The organism is Micromonospora zingiberis, from assembly GCF_004331455.1.
Taxonomy (GTDB): domain Bacteria; phylum Actinomycetota; class Actinomycetes; order Mycobacteriales; family Micromonosporaceae; genus Micromonospora; species Micromonospora zingiberis.
On record NZ_SJJR01000036.1, the window covers coordinates 13,088 to 30,061 of the forward strand.

Annotated in this window: 12 protein-coding genes and 2 pseudogenes; 8 read left to right on the forward strand and 6 right to left on the reverse strand. The window is 70.3% G+C overall.

Going from position 1 to position 16,974, the window contains the following annotated elements:
• Positions 1-19: 19 nt before the first annotated feature.
• The 4 genes and pseudogenes from E0H26_RS28335 to E0H26_RS30685 all read right to left on the reverse strand — a co-directional run.
• Positions 20-700: an NADPH-dependent F420 reductase gene (locus E0H26_RS28335; RefSeq protein WP_206025420.1), complete on the reverse strand. Its 681-nt coding sequence runs from the start codon at positions 698-700 to the stop codon at positions 20-22.
• The gene (locus tag E0H26_RS28340; RefSeq protein WP_131309445.1) at positions 697-1,737 is read right to left on the reverse strand and encodes an LLM class flavin-dependent oxidoreductase; all 1,041 of its coding nucleotides are present in this window, start codon (positions 1,735-1,737) and stop codon (positions 697-699) included. The genes E0H26_RS28335 and E0H26_RS28340 overlap by 4 nt, the downstream gene beginning before the upstream one ends.
• Before the next feature lie 17 nt (positions 1,738-1,754).
• Positions 1,755-2,390, reverse strand: coding sequence for an isochorismatase family protein (locus E0H26_RS28345; RefSeq protein ID WP_131309447.1), 636 nt, complete (start codon positions 2,388-2,390; stop codon positions 1,755-1,757).
• A gap of 344 nt (positions 2,391-2,734) precedes the next feature.
• Positions 2,735-2,907: pseudogene (locus E0H26_RS30685) on the reverse strand (IS5/IS1182 family transposase); the annotation flags it as partial.
• A gap of 1,210 nt (positions 2,908-4,117) precedes the next feature.
• Here E0H26_RS30685 and E0H26_RS28355 point away from each other — a divergent pair.
• From E0H26_RS28355 to E0H26_RS28375, 5 genes are all read left to right on the forward strand, one after another.
• Complete coding sequence (locus E0H26_RS28355; RefSeq protein ID WP_131309449.1) at positions 4,118-4,402, forward strand: type II toxin-antitoxin system Phd/YefM family antitoxin; 285 nt, start codon at positions 4,118-4,120, stop codon at positions 4,400-4,402.
• Positions 4,402-4,713, forward strand: coding sequence for a type II toxin-antitoxin system RelE family toxin (locus E0H26_RS28360; protein WP_131309451.1), 312 nt, complete (start codon positions 4,402-4,404; stop codon positions 4,711-4,713). Before E0H26_RS28355 ends, E0H26_RS28360 begins: the two co-directional genes overlap by 1 nt.
• 299 nt (positions 4,714-5,012) lie before the next feature.
• A complete protein-coding gene (locus tag E0H26_RS28365; protein ID WP_131309453.1) occupies positions 5,013-9,824 on the forward strand; it encodes a family 43 glycosylhydrolase in 4,812 nt (1,603 codons plus the stop codon).
• A gap of 149 nt (positions 9,825-9,973) precedes the next feature.
• Positions 9,974-10,921 (forward strand): lytic polysaccharide monooxygenase auxiliary activity family 9 protein, encoded by a 948-nt coding sequence (locus tag E0H26_RS28370; RefSeq protein ID WP_240742440.1) that lies wholly within the window; start codon positions 9,974-9,976, stop codon positions 10,919-10,921.
• 119 nt (positions 10,922-11,040) lie between these two features.
• Positions 11,041-12,009 (forward strand): aldo/keto reductase, encoded by a 969-nt coding sequence (locus E0H26_RS28375; protein WP_131309455.1) that lies wholly within the window; start codon positions 11,041-11,043, stop codon positions 12,007-12,009.
• Between the two features lie 101 nt (positions 12,010-12,110).
• Here the strand turns inward: E0H26_RS28375 and E0H26_RS28380 are convergent, their stop codons facing one another.
• The gene (locus E0H26_RS28380; protein WP_131309457.1) at positions 12,111-12,569 is read right to left on the reverse strand and encodes a GNAT family N-acetyltransferase; all 459 of its coding nucleotides are present in this window, start codon (positions 12,567-12,569) and stop codon (positions 12,111-12,113) included.
• Between the two features lie 89 nt (positions 12,570-12,658).
• Between E0H26_RS28380 and E0H26_RS28385 the strand changes: the two genes are divergently transcribed.
• The 3 genes from E0H26_RS28385 to E0H26_RS28395 all read left to right on the forward strand — a co-directional run bounded on the left by E0H26_RS28385 (position 12,659) and on the right by E0H26_RS28395 (position 16,792).
• A complete protein-coding gene (locus E0H26_RS28385; protein ID WP_131309459.1) occupies positions 12,659-13,252 on the forward strand; it encodes a TetR/AcrR family transcriptional regulator in 594 nt (197 codons plus the stop codon).
• A gap of 76 nt (positions 13,253-13,328) precedes the next feature.
• Positions 13,329-14,837, forward strand: coding sequence for a magnesium chelatase ATPase subunit I (locus E0H26_RS28390; RefSeq protein WP_131309461.1), 1,509 nt, complete (start codon positions 13,329-13,331; stop codon positions 14,835-14,837).
• 2 nt (positions 14,838-14,839) lie between these two features.
• Entirely contained in the window at positions 14,840-16,792 is a 1,953-nt protein-coding gene (locus E0H26_RS28395) for a vWA domain-containing protein (protein WP_131309463.1), read from the forward strand.
• 75 nt (positions 16,793-16,867) lie between these two features.
• Here E0H26_RS28395 and E0H26_RS28400 read toward each other — a convergent pair.
• A pseudogene (locus tag E0H26_RS28400) lies at positions 16,868-16,974 on the reverse strand (IS5/IS1182 family transposase); the annotation flags it as partial.

A 16,974-nucleotide genomic window follows, 5' to 3' on the forward strand; every position in this document is an offset into this window, starting at 1 on the left:
GCAGGCCGGCCCCGACAGCTCAGGACAGGCTTCGATCCGGCCAGATGGCCGCGGTGCTTCCGGCACCAGTTGCGCCAGCACGCAGCAGACTGCTCAGGGTGCTGGCGTCGGATGCCGCGCCGAAGGCCGGGCTGCCCGGCACCAGGTTCACTCCGGCGGCGAGCGGACCCGCATCGACAGAGTCGAAACCGAGCCGATCGAGCAGCGCCATCACCGTCGTACGCGCTGCCGGGTCGTCTCCGGCCACCCCTTGGGCAACCCGCTCGGTCGCGACCCATGCGGCCTTCAGGGCGTGATAGCCGAGCTGGTTGAGCGTCTTGACGACCCGCGCCTTCGGGAACCACTGCTGAACCGTCGCACTCGAGTCGCCGCCCGCCGGTGCCCTATCGGCACCATCCACCGGTTCCCAGTAGTTCATCGCGTCGATGACGATCCTACCGTCGAGCAACCCGCGGTCGAGCGTGTGGAAGCGGTGGAACGGCAGAGCGAGCACGACGACATCGGCGGATTCGGCGACCGCGGCGGTCGTGGCCGCGCGCACTCCGGGAGCCAGCAGCCGCACGGTCCAGGCGAGCCGGTCGACATCACCCGAGCCGGAAATGACCACCTCGATGCCGGCGTCGATCGCGAGGCGGGCGACCGTCATCCCGAGCTTTCCGGCGCCGATGATCCCTAAGCGCATCGGCTCGGTCGCCGTCACGAGCCGGCCCGCGCCTTCAGGACTCGCGGTTTCACCTCGGTGCCCAGCAGTTCGATGGAGCGCAGCATGGTGTCCGGCGCCATCATCGAGTTCGTCATCTGCAGGGTGAACCGGGTGAAGCCACCTAGCGCGAGTTCCAGGTCCAAGATTTTTTGGGCGACCGTTTCCGGGTTGCCGATGAAGAACGCTCCGTGCTTACCGGTCTCGGCGTCGTAGCGTGCGCGACGGGGGGCAGGCAGGCCTCGTTGCCGGCCGACGGTGGCCATGGTCCGCTCGTAGCCGGGCCAGAAGTCGTCTGCGGCCTGCTGGTCGCTGTCGCCGAGGAACCCGAAGCAGTGGATACCGACCTGAAGCGTCGCGGGATCGTGGCCCGCCTGGATCCCCGTCTTGCGGTAAAGGTCGAGCAACGGACGGAACTTCCGTGGATCGCCGCCGATGATTCCCACCATCAGAGGCAGACCGAGCACGCCCGCGCGTACGAATGAGGAGGGTGTGCCGCCGACACCGATCCACATCGGCAGCTTCGCCTGCGCCGGACGAGGGAACACGCCCTGACCGGTCAGCGGTGGGCGGTGCCTGCCCTTCCAGTACGGATGGACGTCCTCGCGTAGTTGGAGGATCAGGCCAAGCTTTTCCTCGAACAGCGAGTCGTAGTCGGCCACATTCAGCCCGAACAGCGGGAACGCCTCGGTGAACGAGCCCCGTCCCAGTACCATCTCGGCCCGACCGCCGGAGATGAGGTCGAGGGTGGCGAACTGCTCGAACAGACGCACGGGGTCGTCGGCGCTGAGCACCGTCACGGCGCTGCGCAGCCGGATTCGCTCGGTCACCGCGGCGGCCGCCGCGAGGATCACCACCGGTGCCGAGTCGAGAAAGTACTGATGATGGTGCTCGCCCACGCCGAAGGAGTCGACGCCGGCACGATCCGCGGTGAGGACCTCGGTGAGGAACTGCTTCATCCGCTCGGGCGCAGGGTAGACGGTTCCCGTGTTCGGATCGACGACCTCCGAGACGAAGTTGTCGATGCCGAGCTCCATGCTCGATGTCACCTCGCTCATCGCAGGCTGCCCCGGGCAAACGCGTCGTAGACGCCTTCGGCCGCCATGGCCTCGAAAAGGCCTGCCGCAGCGGGCACGGAGTAGTCGCCGAGCATGCCGCTGATCATCGGTGCGGTGGTCAGCAGCGCGATCCCGGCTCGATGCAGCAGGTCGCGGCTGTTGAGCGCCGCAGTGCCGGTCGAGGCCGCCGAGACGTCGGTGAGCGCGACGACCTCGAACCCCTCGGCCTTCGCGGACAGTGCCGGCGGCACTAGGCAGACATCGGTGGTCACCCCCGCCATAATCAGGTTCTGCTTGTCGGTGGCGCGGACGGCCTCGACGAACGCCGGGTCGTGCCACGCGTTGACGACACCGGTCCGCTGGATTCGGTTCTCGTGCTCTTGCGGCAGGATGTCCTTGAACTCCGGCAGCATCGGGCCCTGCGCCTGATCCTCCTGACCGCTGGTCAGCACGACCGGGATACCCGCGCTCTTGGCGAAACGTGCCAGCACCAGCACCCACATCCTGAGTTGGTCCCGCTGGTCCTGCGACGTCAGCTCGCCGGCCCAGCCGATTGTGCCGACCTGGTGATCGACCAGCACAACGGCCGAGTTCTCGATCGTGAACGTGGTGTGGTCGGTGGGGTCAACCATTGTCACTCCCTGTTCTTGGTATGTGCCCCAACCCTGCCTCCGAGATCGACCCGGCTGAATGCTCGACAGTGCGGGCTTCTTGCGCCGCAGTACAGATCTCCCCGGCCGACACCGCCGTGGACATCACTACCAGCCCCAGGCCGTCACCTTGGCCATAACCCGCGCCCAACTCGTCCTGGACGGCAAGGCCATGGCCGCCGGGACGCCTTCGCCTCCCGCCACCGCAACTGTCCTGACTCGTCGTACCAGTACTGCTGGGCTCAAACCTGACGCAGCACCTCGACAGCGGCGACCCCAGGCCGGCCGTCGGGGCAGTCGGGCTGTAGCCGGCCCGCAGCAGGGCGATACCGTCGGTGCCAATCTGTTCCACGTACTCGCGCACCGCGGCCGCCTCGGTCGGCTGCCGCTCGTGGCGCCGTCCGCATCGTCTCCGCGACCAACTCCATACCCGATCCAATCGGCGAACCGCCGCGAGAACATGGGTGGAGTCCGTACGCTGCCGGCCCCGCGCCCGCACCCGACAGCATCAGCCGCGAAGCCGCCATCTGAAGGATCCGCCACCAGCACATACAGAGGTGGGAAGAGCGCCGACAAAGCCGTCTCCGGCAGAAGGTCAGACCACAAGGGCCGACAACGTGGTGGCTCTCCCCACCAGCAACCCAGCTTGCCGCACCCCGGCCACCAGCGGCAAGCCCATCACCATGACCACGAACCCGCTGGGGCTGGGACTGCGTAGATTTCCGTGTTTGACCTGGGTGTGGTCCGTTGGACAGGACGTTGATCCTGTCCGGGAAGGACCACGTCATGGCAGACAAGAAGAACGCTGTTCAGCTTCCTGAACCGACGGCGGCGGAGATGGAGCTCGCGCAGCAGTTGGTCGAGCGGGCCAAGGCCGACGGAGTCTCGTTGGTCGGTCAGGGTGGGCTCCTCGCGGGGATCACCCGCGCGGTTCTCGAGTCAGCGCTTGGTGCGGACCGTTCGGCAACGCCCTGGATGGGGTGGCACGGAGCCTTCCACACCGATTGGGGTCACATCGGTGGTCACAGCTCAAGATCAAAGAGTCGTCACTGTGCGGCATCTGGCGGCAGGGGGCGTCACTCGCCCAGGAGTCTTCTCCCTGCTTGGGGCACCTGCGGACATCCTGCGGAACGGCGTGACGGAATCGTTACCATGCTGGCAGTGTGGGGGTCAGGGGTTCGAGTCCCCTCGGCTCCACCTTGTTTTTGTGCAGGTGAATCGGCATCAGTCATTGACTGGTGCCGATTGTTCGTGATCTCGTGGTCACAGCCGTTGTCACCCAGCGCCCCACACTGCACTTCGGTGACCGTTGTTGAAGCTTCGGAAGAAACCGTTTCTGAGCAGGGATCTTTCTACTACCTTGGCCGCCCGAGCGTTGTTGGGGCGAAATGTGGGGCGCAAAACCAGTGCCGCCACGTCGATGCTGGTCGCGGGCGCCACACTCGTGGAGATCGGCCAGGTGCTGCGTCACCGGCGCTGACCACCGTGGTCTACGCGAAGGTCGACCGACGGCCCTGGGGGTGCTGGCGCACTCGACGAGCGATGGTACGGATACCCAAACGGAGGGGCCAGTGCGGCGAAGCCCTGGGCCACGGTCGATATCTCGTGTGCTCGTCGCGGCTCGCCTCCGCAAACCCGGGCAGCTCACCGCGTCCGGAGCCGGACGAAGAACGTGGCCAGAATTCTGACCAGTCGTTAGAATGGCTGCTATGGAGACCATTCCGATCACGGAAGCTAAGGCCCGGATCGCCGAGCTTGCCGACCGGGTCGCTCGGGAGCACGACCGCTTTACGATCACCAGAAACGGCCGCGCCGACGTGATGCTGATCTCGGTCGCCGAGTACGAGTCGATGCGGGAGACGCTCGACCTGCTCTCCGACGACGAGGCCCTCGCGGATCTGCGCCAGTCGCGGGAGGATTTCGCGGCCAGCGACACGTTCTCGATGGACGAGGTTCGCGCCGAGTTGGAACGGCGTCGCGGTAGGGCGGCCTGATGCCGTCGCAAGGCGGGCGGCGGGACGACACGGGTGAGGCGACCAGCCCGTACACGGTGATGTTCTCCCGGCAGGCCCGCCGCAACCTGCACGAGGATTTGCCGCTGGAGGTCGCGGTCGCGGCGACGGAGACCATCCAGCACGCGATAGCGGTCAACCCCTATCGGGCGGGCAAGCCGCTCGACGAGCCCTTCGGTGCCTTCCACTCCGCCCGCCGCGGCACGTACCGGATCATCTACCGGATCAACGAGGCCAAGCGTGTCGTGGAGATCCACTCGATCCGCCACCGGCGCGACGCCTACCGCTTCTAGGGCCACGTCTGGAATCGCGCTTCATTGGGCTGGCCTGCCCGTTCGCGGCGGTAGCGGGCCACCGGCGATGGTCACCGACTGGTTCGCATGGTGGTACCTCCGGCTCCACCGAACGCACCATTGAGTGCGAACCGGTGAACTCAGGACAAATGCCCTCGCCGTTCCGGCGGGGGCATCGTCGTCTGTGCCGCTCACCAGGACCTTGCTACTTCCGGGTAGATCAATGCTTGACGGCGCAAGTTGTTGCGTCGACAATTCGAGCTTGTTAACGTTCACATTGATCAATCCGAGGGCTGTCTATGCGACGTACGCCGTTCCACCCCCGGAGTACCTCCCCCACCGACCTCCCGTCCCGACGCGCGACCGGACGGCTTGCAGCCGCACTGGTCGTCGCACTGACCGCCGGATTGCTGCCGGCCACACCGGCGCAGGCGGCACCCGCCTATGACGTCACCGCCGGTCTGCTGCTCCGCTACGACCTCGACCAGACCGCCGGCACGACGGTGACCGACACCTCGGGGCACGGCCGGCACGGCACCCTGACCGGTGGCACCTGGACCGATCGGGACGGGCTCCGGCTCGACGGCGTGGACGACCACGTCCGGCTGCCGGACAACCTGATGGCCGGGCTGTCGTCGATCACCGTCTCGGTCGACGTGTACGTCGACCCCGGCCAGCAGACGCCCTACTTCATCTGGGGACTGGGCAACCCGGCGACCTCAAGCTCCGGCACCGGATACCTCTTCGCCAGCGGGGATGCGTTCCGGGCCGCCATCACCACCACGAACTGGTCCGGCGAGCGGGTCACCGCCAAGGGTGGCAACCTGGCCCGTGGGGTGTGGAAGTCGGTCACGTACACCCAGACCGGCACCGTCGGCACCCTCTACGAGGACGGTGTCCAGGTCGCCCGCAACACCGCCGTCACGGTGACCCCCGGCGCGGTCGGCAACGGTACGACGACCAGCAACAACCTGGGCCGCTCCAACTACGCCTCGGACCGGTTCCTGCGCGGCCAGGTGGCCAACTTCCGGATCTACGACCGGGCACTCGACGCCGCCGAAGTGAGCGCGATCGCGCTGCCGGAGGCCACCCGCGTCACCCGCGACGCGGCCAGCCTGGACCTGGGTGATCTCTCGGCGGTGACCGGGGCGCTCACCCTGCCCACCCAGGGCAGCTACGGCGCGGCGATCACCTGGGCCTCCACTGATCCCGCGACGATCAGCCCGACCGGTGCGGTGACCCGACCGGCGGCCGGGGCCGACCCGGCGTCGGTCACCCTGACCGCCACGGTGACCCGGGGGGCGGCCACCGCCACCCGGACCTTCACCGCCACGGTGCTGCCGGACGCCTCGGACCGGGAACGGGTCGAGGCGGCTGCCGCCGCGCTGGCCCTGGTGCACGCCGACGACGTCCGGGGCAACCTCACCCTGCCCACCAGCGGGCTGCACGGCGCGACGGTCAGTTGGCGGTCGGCCCGACCGGAGATCGTCGCTCCGGACGGGGTGGTCAACCGACCACCGAATGGCGCCGGTGACGTCACGGTCACCGTCACCGCGACGGTCGTCCTCGGCGCCGCCAGCACCGAGCGGAACTTCGAGCTGACCGTACGGCAGATGCCCCCGGCGGCACCGTACGTCGGCTACGCGTTCAGCTACTTCACCGGCAACTCGATCGAGGGCGAGAAGATCTACTTCGCGGCCAGCCAGGGCAACAACGCCCTACAGTGGACCGAGCTGAACGGCGGACGGCCCGTGCTGGAGTCCACCTTCGGCACCCGGGGCCTGCGTGACCCGTTCCTGATCCGCAGCCCGGAGGGGGACCGGTTCTTCCTCATCGCCACCGACCTGTCGATCGGCCGCAACGGGGACTGGGACGCCTCGCAGCGGCACGGCAGCCGGTACCTGGAGGTGTGGGAGTCCACCGACCTGGTCAACTGGTCCGAGCAGCGGCACGTGCAGGTCTCCCCGCCGAGGGCCGGCAACACCTGGGCGCCGGAGGCGTACTGGGACGACGAGCGGGGCGAGTACCTGGTCTTCTGGGCGTCCAAGCTGTACGCCGAGAACGATCCGCAGCACACCGGTAACACCTACAACCGGATGCTCGCGGCCACCACCCGCGACTTCGTCACCTTTGACGAGGCGACGATCTGGCAGGACCGGGGCGAGTCCCGGATCGACTCCACGGTGATCAAGGAGGGGGACACCTACTACCGGTTCACCAAGGACGAGGGCGGCGGCGGCACCGGCTGCTCCGACATCATCCAGGAGAAGGCCGCCTCGCTGACCGCCGTCGACCTGCCCGGCCGACCCGCCTGGAGCAGGATCACCGCCTGCATCGGCCGCACCGCCGGCACCTCGGCCGTCGAGGGCCCGACGGTGTTCAAGGCCAACCCCGGCGACACCTCCGGTTCGAAGTACTACCTCTTCGTCGACGAGTACGGCGGCCGGGGCTACATCCCGCTCGGCACCGACGACCTGGAGAACCCGAACTGGCGGGTGCCGGCCCGCTACAGCCTGCCGGCGAGCCCTCGGCACGGCACCGTCATCCCGGTCACCAAGCGGGAACTCGACGCGCTGACCGACGCCCCGCCGCCGGTCCGGGCCACCCCGCAGGGCCTGGTGCTGCACTACCCGCTGGCCGAGACGAGTGGTCGTACGGCCACCGACGCCTCCGGCAACGGCTACCACGGCACGCTGGCCGGGGACGCCGCGTTCGGTGGCGGCAGCCTGCGGCTGGGCGGGACCGACGGGCATGTCGGCCTGCCCGACGACATCATGTCCGGGCTGGACGAGATCACCGTGTCGATGGAGGTGAACATCGCCGGCGACCAGGCCACTCCGTACTTCATCTGGGGGTTGGGCAACAGTGCGGGCGGCGCCGGCAACGGCTACCTGTTCACCACCGGAAACAACTACCGGACCTCGCTGGCCACGGGTAACTGGACCACCGAGGAGACCGTCACCAACGGCGCCGCGCTGCCCCGCGCGGTGTGGCAGACGTTGACGTACACCCTGGACTCGGCCGGCACCGCCCGGCTCTACCTGGACGGGGTGCGGGTCGCCGAGCGGACCGGGGTGCTGCGGCGGCCCGGCGAGATCGGTGGCGGGCGGACCACGGCCAACTACATCGGTCGTTCCCAGTACGCGGCCGACCGCTTCCTCAAGGGGCAGGTGCGCAACTTCTCGCTGCACAACCGGGCACTCAGCGACGCCGAGGTGGCCGGGCTGGGCGGCAACGGCACCAGCATCGTCGCCGTGCAGTTGGACAGCCTCAAGGTCCCCGCGATGATCGACGCCGCGACGAGCACCGTGACTCTCGCCGTACGACCCGGCACCGACCTGCGTACGCTCCAGCCGACCTTCGTGGTGGCGCCCACCTCGACGGTGACCCCGGCCGGGGTACGGGACTACCGCGAGCCGGTGCGGCTGACCGTGACCGACGCGGCCGGCGGCCGGCGCGAGTGGACGGTGCGGGCGGTGTCGATGGGCTCGCCGGTGCTGCCCGGCTACAACGCCGACCCGAACATCGTCCGGTTCGGCGACACCTACTACATCTACGCCACCACCGACGGCTTTCCCGGTTGGGGAAGTTCCACCTTCAAGGTCTGGTCCAGCCGGAACCTGGTCGACTGGACCGAGCACGACACCATCCTGGATCTCGGCCCGGACGTCAGCTGGGCCGATCACAACGCCTGGGCGCCGGCGGCGATCGAGAAGAACGGCAAGTACTACTTCTACTTCTCGGCGCAGCAGAACATCGGCGTCGCGGTGGCCGACTCACCGCTCGGGCCGTTCGTCGACCCGCTCGGCAAGCCACTGGTCAGCAAGGACGACTACAACGGCGCCCAGCAGATCGACCCGGCGGTGTTCACCGACGACGACGGGCGCAGCTACCTGTACTGGGGCAACGGCACGCCGTACGTGGTGCCGCTCAACGACGACATGATCTCGTACGACGTCACGAAGCGGGTACGACTGACCGGCCTGACGGACTTCCGTGAGGGGCTGTTCCTGCACAAGCGGGCCGGGACGTACTACCTGTCCTGGTCGATCGACGACACCGGCAGCGAGAACTACCGGGTCGGCTACGGCACCGGCACGAGTCCGCTGGGGCCGTTCACCGCCCGGGGCGAGATCCTCACCAAGGATCCGAGCCAGGGCATTCTCGGCACCGGACACCACTCGGTGCTCCAGGTGCCGGGCACCGACGACTGGTACATCGCGTACCACCGGTTCGCCATTCCGGGCGGCAACGGTACGCACCGGGAAACCACCATCGACCGGCTGCACCACGAGCCGGACGGCTCGATCCGCCGGGTGGTGCCGACGCTGACCAGCGTGGAACCGCTGCGCTACCAGGGTGGGCAGCCGAAGGTGTCGATTTCCGGAGCGGGCCGCGACGGGTGGTACGGCGCCTCGGCCACCCTGACCGTCGCGGCGGGCAACGGCGTCCGGCTGGTGGAGTACCAGATCGACGGCAAGGGGTGGTTCCCGTACCGCGAGCCGGTGCCGCTGCCGCACGGCCGTTACCGGATCGACTACCGCGCGCAGGGCGTGAACCTGTGGTGGAGCGAGACCTGGTCGACCTCGGTACAGGTGGACCGGGTGGCACCGCGGGTCCGGGCGACGCTGAACGACCGGAAGCTGACGATCATCGCCGCTGACCCGCACTCCGGGGTGGCCCGGGTCGAGTACCAGGTCGACAACGGTGCCTGGCAGCGGTACACCGCCCCGGTGCCGTTGGACCACAAGCGGCACGTGGTGCTGTTCCGGGCGACGGACACCGCCGGCAACGTCGGCAGCGGCTCGCTGGTGGTGGTGGCCGTGCTCCGGCCGGCGCCGGTGGCGAAGAAGCCTCCCGTGGTCAAGGGCAAGCCGAAGGTCGGCGCCACCCTGACCGCCCAGCCGGGCACCTGGAGCGAGTCGGGACTCACCTTCCAGTACCAGTGGCTGCGCGACGGGCGGGTGATCAGCGGCGCGACCAGCCGGACGTACCAGCCGAAGAACGCGGACGTCGGGCACCGGCTCAGCGTGCGGGTGACCGCGGTCCGGGCGGCCACCAAACCCGGCGTGGCCACCTCGGCCCGAACCGGGGTGGTGACCCGGCGTTGACCGATCCGGGCGACCGACCCGGCCGGGTCGGTCGCCCGGGGTGGCGCCACGGATTCGTACCGCCACCCCGGGAGGTGGGCGGCCGACGGCCCGAATTCCGTCGAACTGTTGACCTCTTTCGTCCGTACTGGTGGGTGGGAGGTCCGACCGTGGAGACCGTAGGTCGAATTGTCGTCACGATGCTGGCGGCCGTCGTCGCGGTGAGCACCAGCGCGGTGCCGGCCGCCGCGCAGGGCGCACCGTCGTTTCCGGTCAGCAGGTCCGCCGCCTGCGCGCCGGAAGGCAGGTACGTGGACACACCGGCCTGCCGGGCGGCGGTCCAGGAGGGCGCCGCACTGCGCGAGTGGGACAACGTCCGGGTGTTCGGCGTGGACGGCCGGGACCGGGAGCGGATCCCCGACGGAGAGCTGTGCAGCGGTGGGCTGTCGGCGTACCGGGGGCTGGACCTGGCGCGTACCGACTGGCCGGTGACGGCGTTGACGGCGGGGGCGGAGTTCGACTTCCGCTACCAGACGACGGTCCCGCACAAAGGGACTTTCCGGGTCTACCTGACCCGGGCCGGGTACGTCCCGACGACGAAGCTGACTTGGGCGCAGGTGGAGACGGTGCCGTTCCTGCGGGTCACCGACCCACCGATCCGCGACGGGGTCTACCAGATGTCCGGCCGGCTGCCGGCGGACCGCGTCGGCCGTCACGTGATCTACACGATCTGGCAGAACTCCGACACCTCCGACAGCTACTACTCCTGCTCCGACGTGAACCTCCTGCCGGCCGGCGTCACCGACGAACCGGCGGCGGTGGACGTTACCCCGGCCGCCCTCGAGGACACGTCCGGCGCGGACGCGGAACCGGCCGGCGGTGGCACGGCGGCCGGCGAGGTGCCGGCGCAGGAGGTGTCGGCCCAGGTCGGGGGCAACGTGGCGGTGGCCTCGGTGACCGACCTGGACGGCCGGCGCTGGTCGCTGCTCGCCGGCGTCGCACTGGGCGCGCTCCTGCTCCTGCTGATCGGGATGCGGCTGCGTGGATCCCGCAGCGGACCACCGCCCGGGCGGCCCTGCACGGTACGCAACCACCGGGCCAACCCGCGCGTCTGGTGAGCACGCCGGCGAGAGCGCGGACCCGCTGCTCCGACTGACCCGGGCTGCCGCGCGGGCGCGCGGGTTCGCCCCGGCGGATCGGCGGCTGTCGTGCTCTGCGGCGGGTACGGTCTTTAGCCATGCGCTACGTGCGGCTCGACACCCCGAAGCCCCTGTCCAAGATCGGCCTCGGCACCTGGCAGTTCGGGTCGCGGGAGTGGGGCTACGGCCCGGACTACGAACGGTTGGCGACGGACATCGTCCGGCGCGCGGTCGAGTTGGGTGTCACCGTCTTCGACACCGCCGAGGTGTACGGCTTCGGCCGTAGCGAGCGGATCCTCGGCGCGGCGTTGGCCGGCGACCGGGACAAGGTGGCCATCGCGACCAAGATCTTCCCGGTGCTGCCGGTGGCATCCGTGGTGCAGCAGCGGGCGGTCGCCTCGGCGGCCCGGCTCGGGGTCACCCACCTCGACCTGTACCAGGTGCACCAGCACAACCCGCTGGTCAGCGATCAGAGCACCATGCGGGGCATGCGGGCCCTCCAGGGCGTCGGCCTGGTCGGTGAGGTCGGGGTGAGCAACTACAGCCTGCGCCGCTGGCAGGTCGCCGAGGCGGCGCTGGGCCGCCGGGTGCTGAGCAACCAGGTCCGCTACAGCATGCTCGACCGCAAGCCCGAAGAGGGCCTGCTGCCGTACGCGGAGCAGGCCGGTCGGCTGGTCATCGCGTACAGCCCGTTGGCGCAGGGGTTCCTCTCCGGCCGGTACGACGCGCACCATCCACCGGTCGGCGCGGTGCGCCGGGCCAACCCGTACTTCCTGCCGGAGAACCTGGTGCGCGGCACGGCCCTGGTCGAGACGCTGCGCCAGGTGGCCGCCGCGCACGACGCGACTCCGAGCCAGATCGCCCTGGCGTACGTGCTGCGTCACCCGAACGTGGTGGCGATCCCCGGCGCTTCGAGCGTGGAGCAGATGGAACGCAACGCCGCCGCCGCCGAGATCGACCTGACCGAGGACGAGTACGCGGCACTGGTCAACGCGGCGCGGGCGTTCCGCCCGGTGACCGGGCTGGCCGCCGTACCGCGCATGCTCAAGGCCCGCGCCGCCCGCTGAGCGGAGCCGGTCCGTCGGGTCTTGATCGTCTGCGCTCCAGTGCCTCGCGCCCCGGCGTGTCGAGTCAGTCGAGCGCAGACGATCAAGGCTGCGGTGGGTCGCTAGGGGAGGTCGCGGGCGTAGCAGCGGGAGAGCGGCTCGCCCCGGTACGGGCCGAAGTTGTCGATGCGGTGGTAGCCCTCGCGCTCGTAGAAGCGCATCGCGTCGGGCTGGGCGGTGCCGGTCTCCAGCAGCAGGGTGCGTACGCCCGCGTCGCGGGCCTCGTGTTCCAGGGCGCGCAGGATGGCGACGGCGACGCCGGTGCCTCGGGCCGCCGGGGTGACGTACATCCGTTTGATCTCGGCCGAGCCGGGGGCGAGCAGCCGCAGGCCGCCGCAGCCCACGGCGGTGCCGGCGGGGTCGCGGGCGACGAGGAAGATGCTGACGGTCTCGGCGGTGGGGGGCGCTCCAGGCTCGTGGTCGTCGCCGCCGTAGCGGGCGTCGAGTTCGGCCCGTTGGGCGGCGCGCAGGCGGGCCGCGTCGCTGGACTCCCACGGTTCGTGGTCGATGGAGACGACCATGGGCCGACCTTCCTTCCGCCGAGTGTTCGTAACAAGCGTTACCGTAACGTACGTTACGGTATGGCTTCCATGGTCAGGGAGGTGCCGGAATGGCGAGACGGCGTGATCTGGCCGACCAGCAGCGCCGGCTGTCCGCGGCCACCTGGTCGGTGTTGGCCGAGCGAGGGCTGCCCGGCCTCACCCTGCGCGCGGTGGCCGAGCGGGCCGGCTGCACCACCGGCATGGTGCTGCACACCTTCGCCGACAAGCAGGCCCTGCTGGTGCACGCCCGCGAACTGCTGCACCGGCGTACCGGCCAGCGGGCCGACGCCGCCCAGAGCGCCGGCCCGCCCCGGGCGGCGCTGCGGGCCGTGCTCTGGCAGGCCGCGTCGCCGACCGAAGAAAAGCGGGAGGAGGCCCGGGTCTGGGTCGGCTTCCTCGCCGCCGCGTTGGCCGACCCGGTCCTCGCCGACCTGCACCGCACCTACAACCGCCGCTTCGTCGACCGGATCACCACCCTGGTCGCCGCAGTGCGCCCGACCTGGCCCCCGGCCGACTGCGCGGCCACCGCGACCAGCCTGGTGGCCCTCGTCGAAGGGCTCAACGCGCTCGCGGCCGTCGACCCGGCCACCTACTCCGACGAGGCGCAGCGCAACGCCATCGACACCGCCCTCGACCAACTCGACACCCAGCGCGGTCAATGATCGACCAGGTCTGGTGTCGGGGTGAGGACTCAGCGAGGGGGGTTGCGGGGCCCAGAGGTGAGCTAGCGTTGGTTCGGTGAGTGACTTCCCGGTAACCCCGGTACCCCCGGCCGAGCTGCCCGGCACGCTCGGGGCGCTGCGCGCGGCGGGCCACCGGTACCGCACCGTCAAGCAGGAGCTGCGTGACAACCTCCTGGCCCGGATGCGCAACGGCGGGCCACGGTTCGCCGGCATCGTCGGGTACGACGACACCGTGCTGCCCGAGGTGGAGCGGGCTCTGCTCGCCGGGCACGACATGGTGCTGCTCGGCGAGCGTGGCCAGGGCAAGACCCGGCTGATCAGGTCCCTGGTGACGCTGCTCGACGAGTGGACCCCGGTGATCGTCGGGTCGGTGCTGAACGAACACCCCCTGCACCCGATCACCCCGGCGTCACGGGCGCTGGTCGCCGAGGCCGGCGACGACCTTCCGGTCGGCTGGCTGCACCGCTCGATGCGCTACGGCGAGAAACTCGCCACCCCGGACACCAGCGTCGGTGACCTGATCGGCGACGTCGACCCGATCCGGCTGGCCCAGGGGCGTACGCTCGGCGACCCCGAGACGATCCACTTCGGGTTGGTGCCGCGTACCAACCGGGGCATCTTCGCCGTCAACGAACTGCCCGACCTGGCCGAACGGATCCAGGTGGCGCTGCTCAACGTGCTGGAGGAGCGGGACATCCAGGTGCGCGGCTACCAACTCCGGTTGCCGCTGGACCTGCTCCTGGTGGCCAGCGCCAACCCGGAGGACTACACCAACCGGGGCCGGATCATCACCCCGCTCAAGGACCGGTTCGGCGCCGAGATCCGTACCCACTATCCGACCGAACTGGAGTTGGAACTGGCGCTGATCCGGCAGGAGGCCCACCTGGTCGCCGAGGTGCCGGAGCACGTACTGGAGGTGCTGGCCCGGTTCGCCCGCGCCGTACGCGAGTCGCCGTCGGTGGACCCGCGCTCGGGGGTCTCGGCCCGGTTCGCCATCGCCGCCGCGGAGACGGTCGCCGCCGCCGCGCTGCGCCGGGCCAGCCTGCTCGCCGCTCTCGCCGAGCCGGCTGCTGAGGGTGAGGTGTTAACAGGGGGCCCTTCCGCTACCGCAGACGTTAATAAGGTGCCCTTCCTTTCACCTGATGCGGTGGCGCGGGTGGGGGACGCGGTGTCGGTGACGTCGACACTGCGCGGCAAGGTGGAGTTCGAGAGCGGCGAGGACGGCCGGGAGATCGAGATCCTCGGCCACCTGCTGCGTACCGCCACCGCCGAGACGTTCCGGGCCCGGCTGGCCGGGCTGGACCTGTCCGGCTTCACCGCGCTGGTCGAGGACGGCAAGGCGATCGAGACCGGCGAGTTGGTGCCGGCGGTCGACCTGCTGGGCCAGGTGGGCACCGTACCCGGGCTGGCCAAGGTGCTCGACCGGCTCGGCGTCGGCGATGCGCCGAGCCCCGGGCAGGCCGCCGCCGCGATCGAGTTCGTGTTGGAAGGGCTACACCTGAGTCGCCGGTTGGGCAAGGACGTGACCGACTCGGGGCGTACCCGCTACGGCGGCCGGGACTGAGCATGGCCGGCAACCGGTTCCGGTACGGGCAGTGGCGCGGGGGCCCCGATCCGCTGGCGCCGCCGTACGACGTGCAGGCCGCGGTGGATCAGGTCGGCCAGGCGGTACTGGCCGGCGGCAGCCTGCGCCAGGCGCTGCGGGACCTGCTGCGCCAGGGGCCACAGGGACGGGGTGGCCTGGACGAGCTGACCGCCCGCGCCCGCCGGCTGCGCCGGGAGGTGCTGCGCCGGGGTGAGCTGGACGGCGCGGTGACCCAGGCCCGCGCCCTGCTCGACCAGGCGCTCGCGGCCGAGCGCGACGAGTTGGCCGGCCGGCAGGACGAGGCGGCCCGGTTCGCCGAGACGGTGCTGGACAACCTTCCCCGTTCCACCGCACAGGCGGTGCGCGAGCTTTCCGGCTACCGGTGGGCCAGCGACGAGGCCCGGCAGATCTACCAGCGGATCCTCGACGGGCTGCGCGACGGGGTGCTCGGCCAGCGGTTCGCCGGACTGCGGGAATCCGCCCAACTGGCCGCCGATCCGGCGGTGCAGGAGCGGCTGGCCGAGATGATGCAGGACCTGAACGCCCTGTTGGCCCGGCATGCCCGCGCCGAGGACACCACCGACGCGTTCGCCGAGTTCATGCGCCGGCACGGCGAGTTCTTTCCGGAACGGCCGGCCAACGTCGACGAGCTGATCGACCTGCTGGCCCGCCGGGCGGCGGCCGGCCAGCGACTGATGAACTCGCTGTCGGAGCGGCAGCGTGCGGAACTCGCCGGCCTGATGCGCCAGTCGCTCGGCGACCGGCTCGCCGGGGAGCTGACCGCACTGGAGCGCAACCTCCGGTCGCTGCGGCCCGACCTGCGCTGGGGGCGCGGCGAGCGGATGCAGGGCGGTCAGCCCCTGGGCTACGGCGAGGCGGCCGGCGCGCTCGACGAGGTGGCCGAGCTGGACGACCTGCTCGACCAGTTGGGCCAGGCGCATCCCGGGGCCACGCTGGACGACATCGACGTGGAGGCGGTGGCTCGACTGCTGGGCCGCGACGCGGCCGACGACGTACGCCAGTTGCGGGAGCTGGAGCGCGAGCTGCGCGGCCAGGGTTGGGTGGCCCGCGACGCCGAGGGTCTGACGCTGAGCCCGAAGGCGCTGCGCCGGCTCGGCGGCACCGCGCTGCGCCGGGTCTTCGCCGACCTGACCGCCGGCCCACGTGGCCAGCACGACCTGCGGTCGGCGGGGGCGGCCGGCGAGGTCAGTGGGGCGTCCCGCCCCTGGGAGTACGGCGACGAACAGCCACTGGACGTGGTGCGTACGCTCACCCGGGCGGTCCGCCGGGCCGGCCCGGGCGTACCGGTGCAGCTCGCCGTCTCCGACTTCGAGGTGGTCGAGACCGAGCGACGGGCCTCGGCGGCGGTGGCGCTCTGCGTCGACCTGTCGTACTCGATGATCTCGCAGGGCCGCTGGGGGCCGATGAAGCAGACCGGGCTCGCCCTGGCCCACCTGATGGCGACCCGGTTCCCGCAGGACGCGTTGCAGATCATCGGGTTCGGCCGGGAGGCGGCGGGGCTGACCCAGCAGGAGTTGGCCGCGGCGGAGCCGGACATGGCCCAGGGCACCAACCTTCAGCATGCGCTGCGGCTCGCCGGACGGCACCTGCGCCGCCATCCGGACGCCGAGCCGGTGGTGCTGGTGGTCACCGACGGGGAGCCCACCGCCCACCTGGATCCCGAGGACGGGGAGGCGCTGTTCTGCTGGCCGCCGCTGCCGGAGACGATCGAGGCGACGATCCGGGAGGTGGACCGGTTGAGCCGGTACGGGGCGACGCTGAACCTGTTCATGCTCGGCGACGATCCCGGTCTGCGCCGGTTCGTCGACGCGGTGGCGCGACGCAGCGGCGGCCGGGTCTTCACCCCGGACACCGAGGACCTCGGCGAGTACGTGGTCAGCGACTACCTGCGGGCCCGTCGCGGTCGGCGCTAGCGTCACCGGGCCGAGTTGTTAACAAGGGGCCCTTCCTCTACCGCAGGCGTTAATAAGACAGACCGGCAGTAGGTGTTACTTGAGGCGGCGGGTGGTGGGTCGGGTGTCCCAGCGGTAGAGCGTGCGGGCGCGTTGGATGAGTTGACGGATCGTGACGATGGTGGCGGCGAGGTACAGGTAGA

What these genes read in the sequence shown, in the direction of transcription:
- E0H26_RS28340 (WP_131309445.1), bottom strand. Translation starts at nt 1,737, where the DNA reads ATGGAGCTCGGCATCGACAACTTCGTCTCGGAGGTCGTCGATCCGAAC.
- E0H26_RS28345 (WP_131309447.1), bottom strand. Translation starts at nt 2,390, where the DNA reads ATGGTTGACCCCACCGACCACACCACGTTCACGATCGAGAACTCGGCC.
- E0H26_RS28355 (WP_131309449.1), top strand. Translation starts at nt 4,118, where the DNA reads ATGGAGACCATTCCGATCACGGAAGCTAAGGCCCGGATCGCCGAGCTT.
- E0H26_RS28360 (WP_131309451.1), top strand. Translation starts at nt 4,402, where the DNA reads ATGCCGTCGCAAGGCGGGCGGCGGGACGACACGGGTGAGGCGACCAGC.
- E0H26_RS28365 (WP_131309453.1), top strand. Translation starts at nt 5,013, where the DNA reads ATGCGACGTACGCCGTTCCACCCCCGGAGTACCTCCCCCACCGACCTC.
- E0H26_RS28375 (WP_131309455.1), top strand. Translation starts at nt 11,041, where the DNA reads ATGCGCTACGTGCGGCTCGACACCCCGAAGCCCCTGTCCAAGATCGGC.
- E0H26_RS28380 (WP_131309457.1), bottom strand. Translation starts at nt 12,569, where the DNA reads ATGGTCGTCTCCATCGACCACGAACCGTGGGAGTCCAGCGACGCGGCC.
- E0H26_RS28385 (WP_131309459.1), top strand. Translation starts at nt 12,659, where the DNA reads ATGGCGAGACGGCGTGATCTGGCCGACCAGCAGCGCCGGCTGTCCGCG.
- E0H26_RS28395 (WP_131309463.1), top strand. Translation starts at nt 14,840, where the DNA reads ATGGCCGGCAACCGGTTCCGGTACGGGCAGTGGCGCGGGGGCCCCGAT.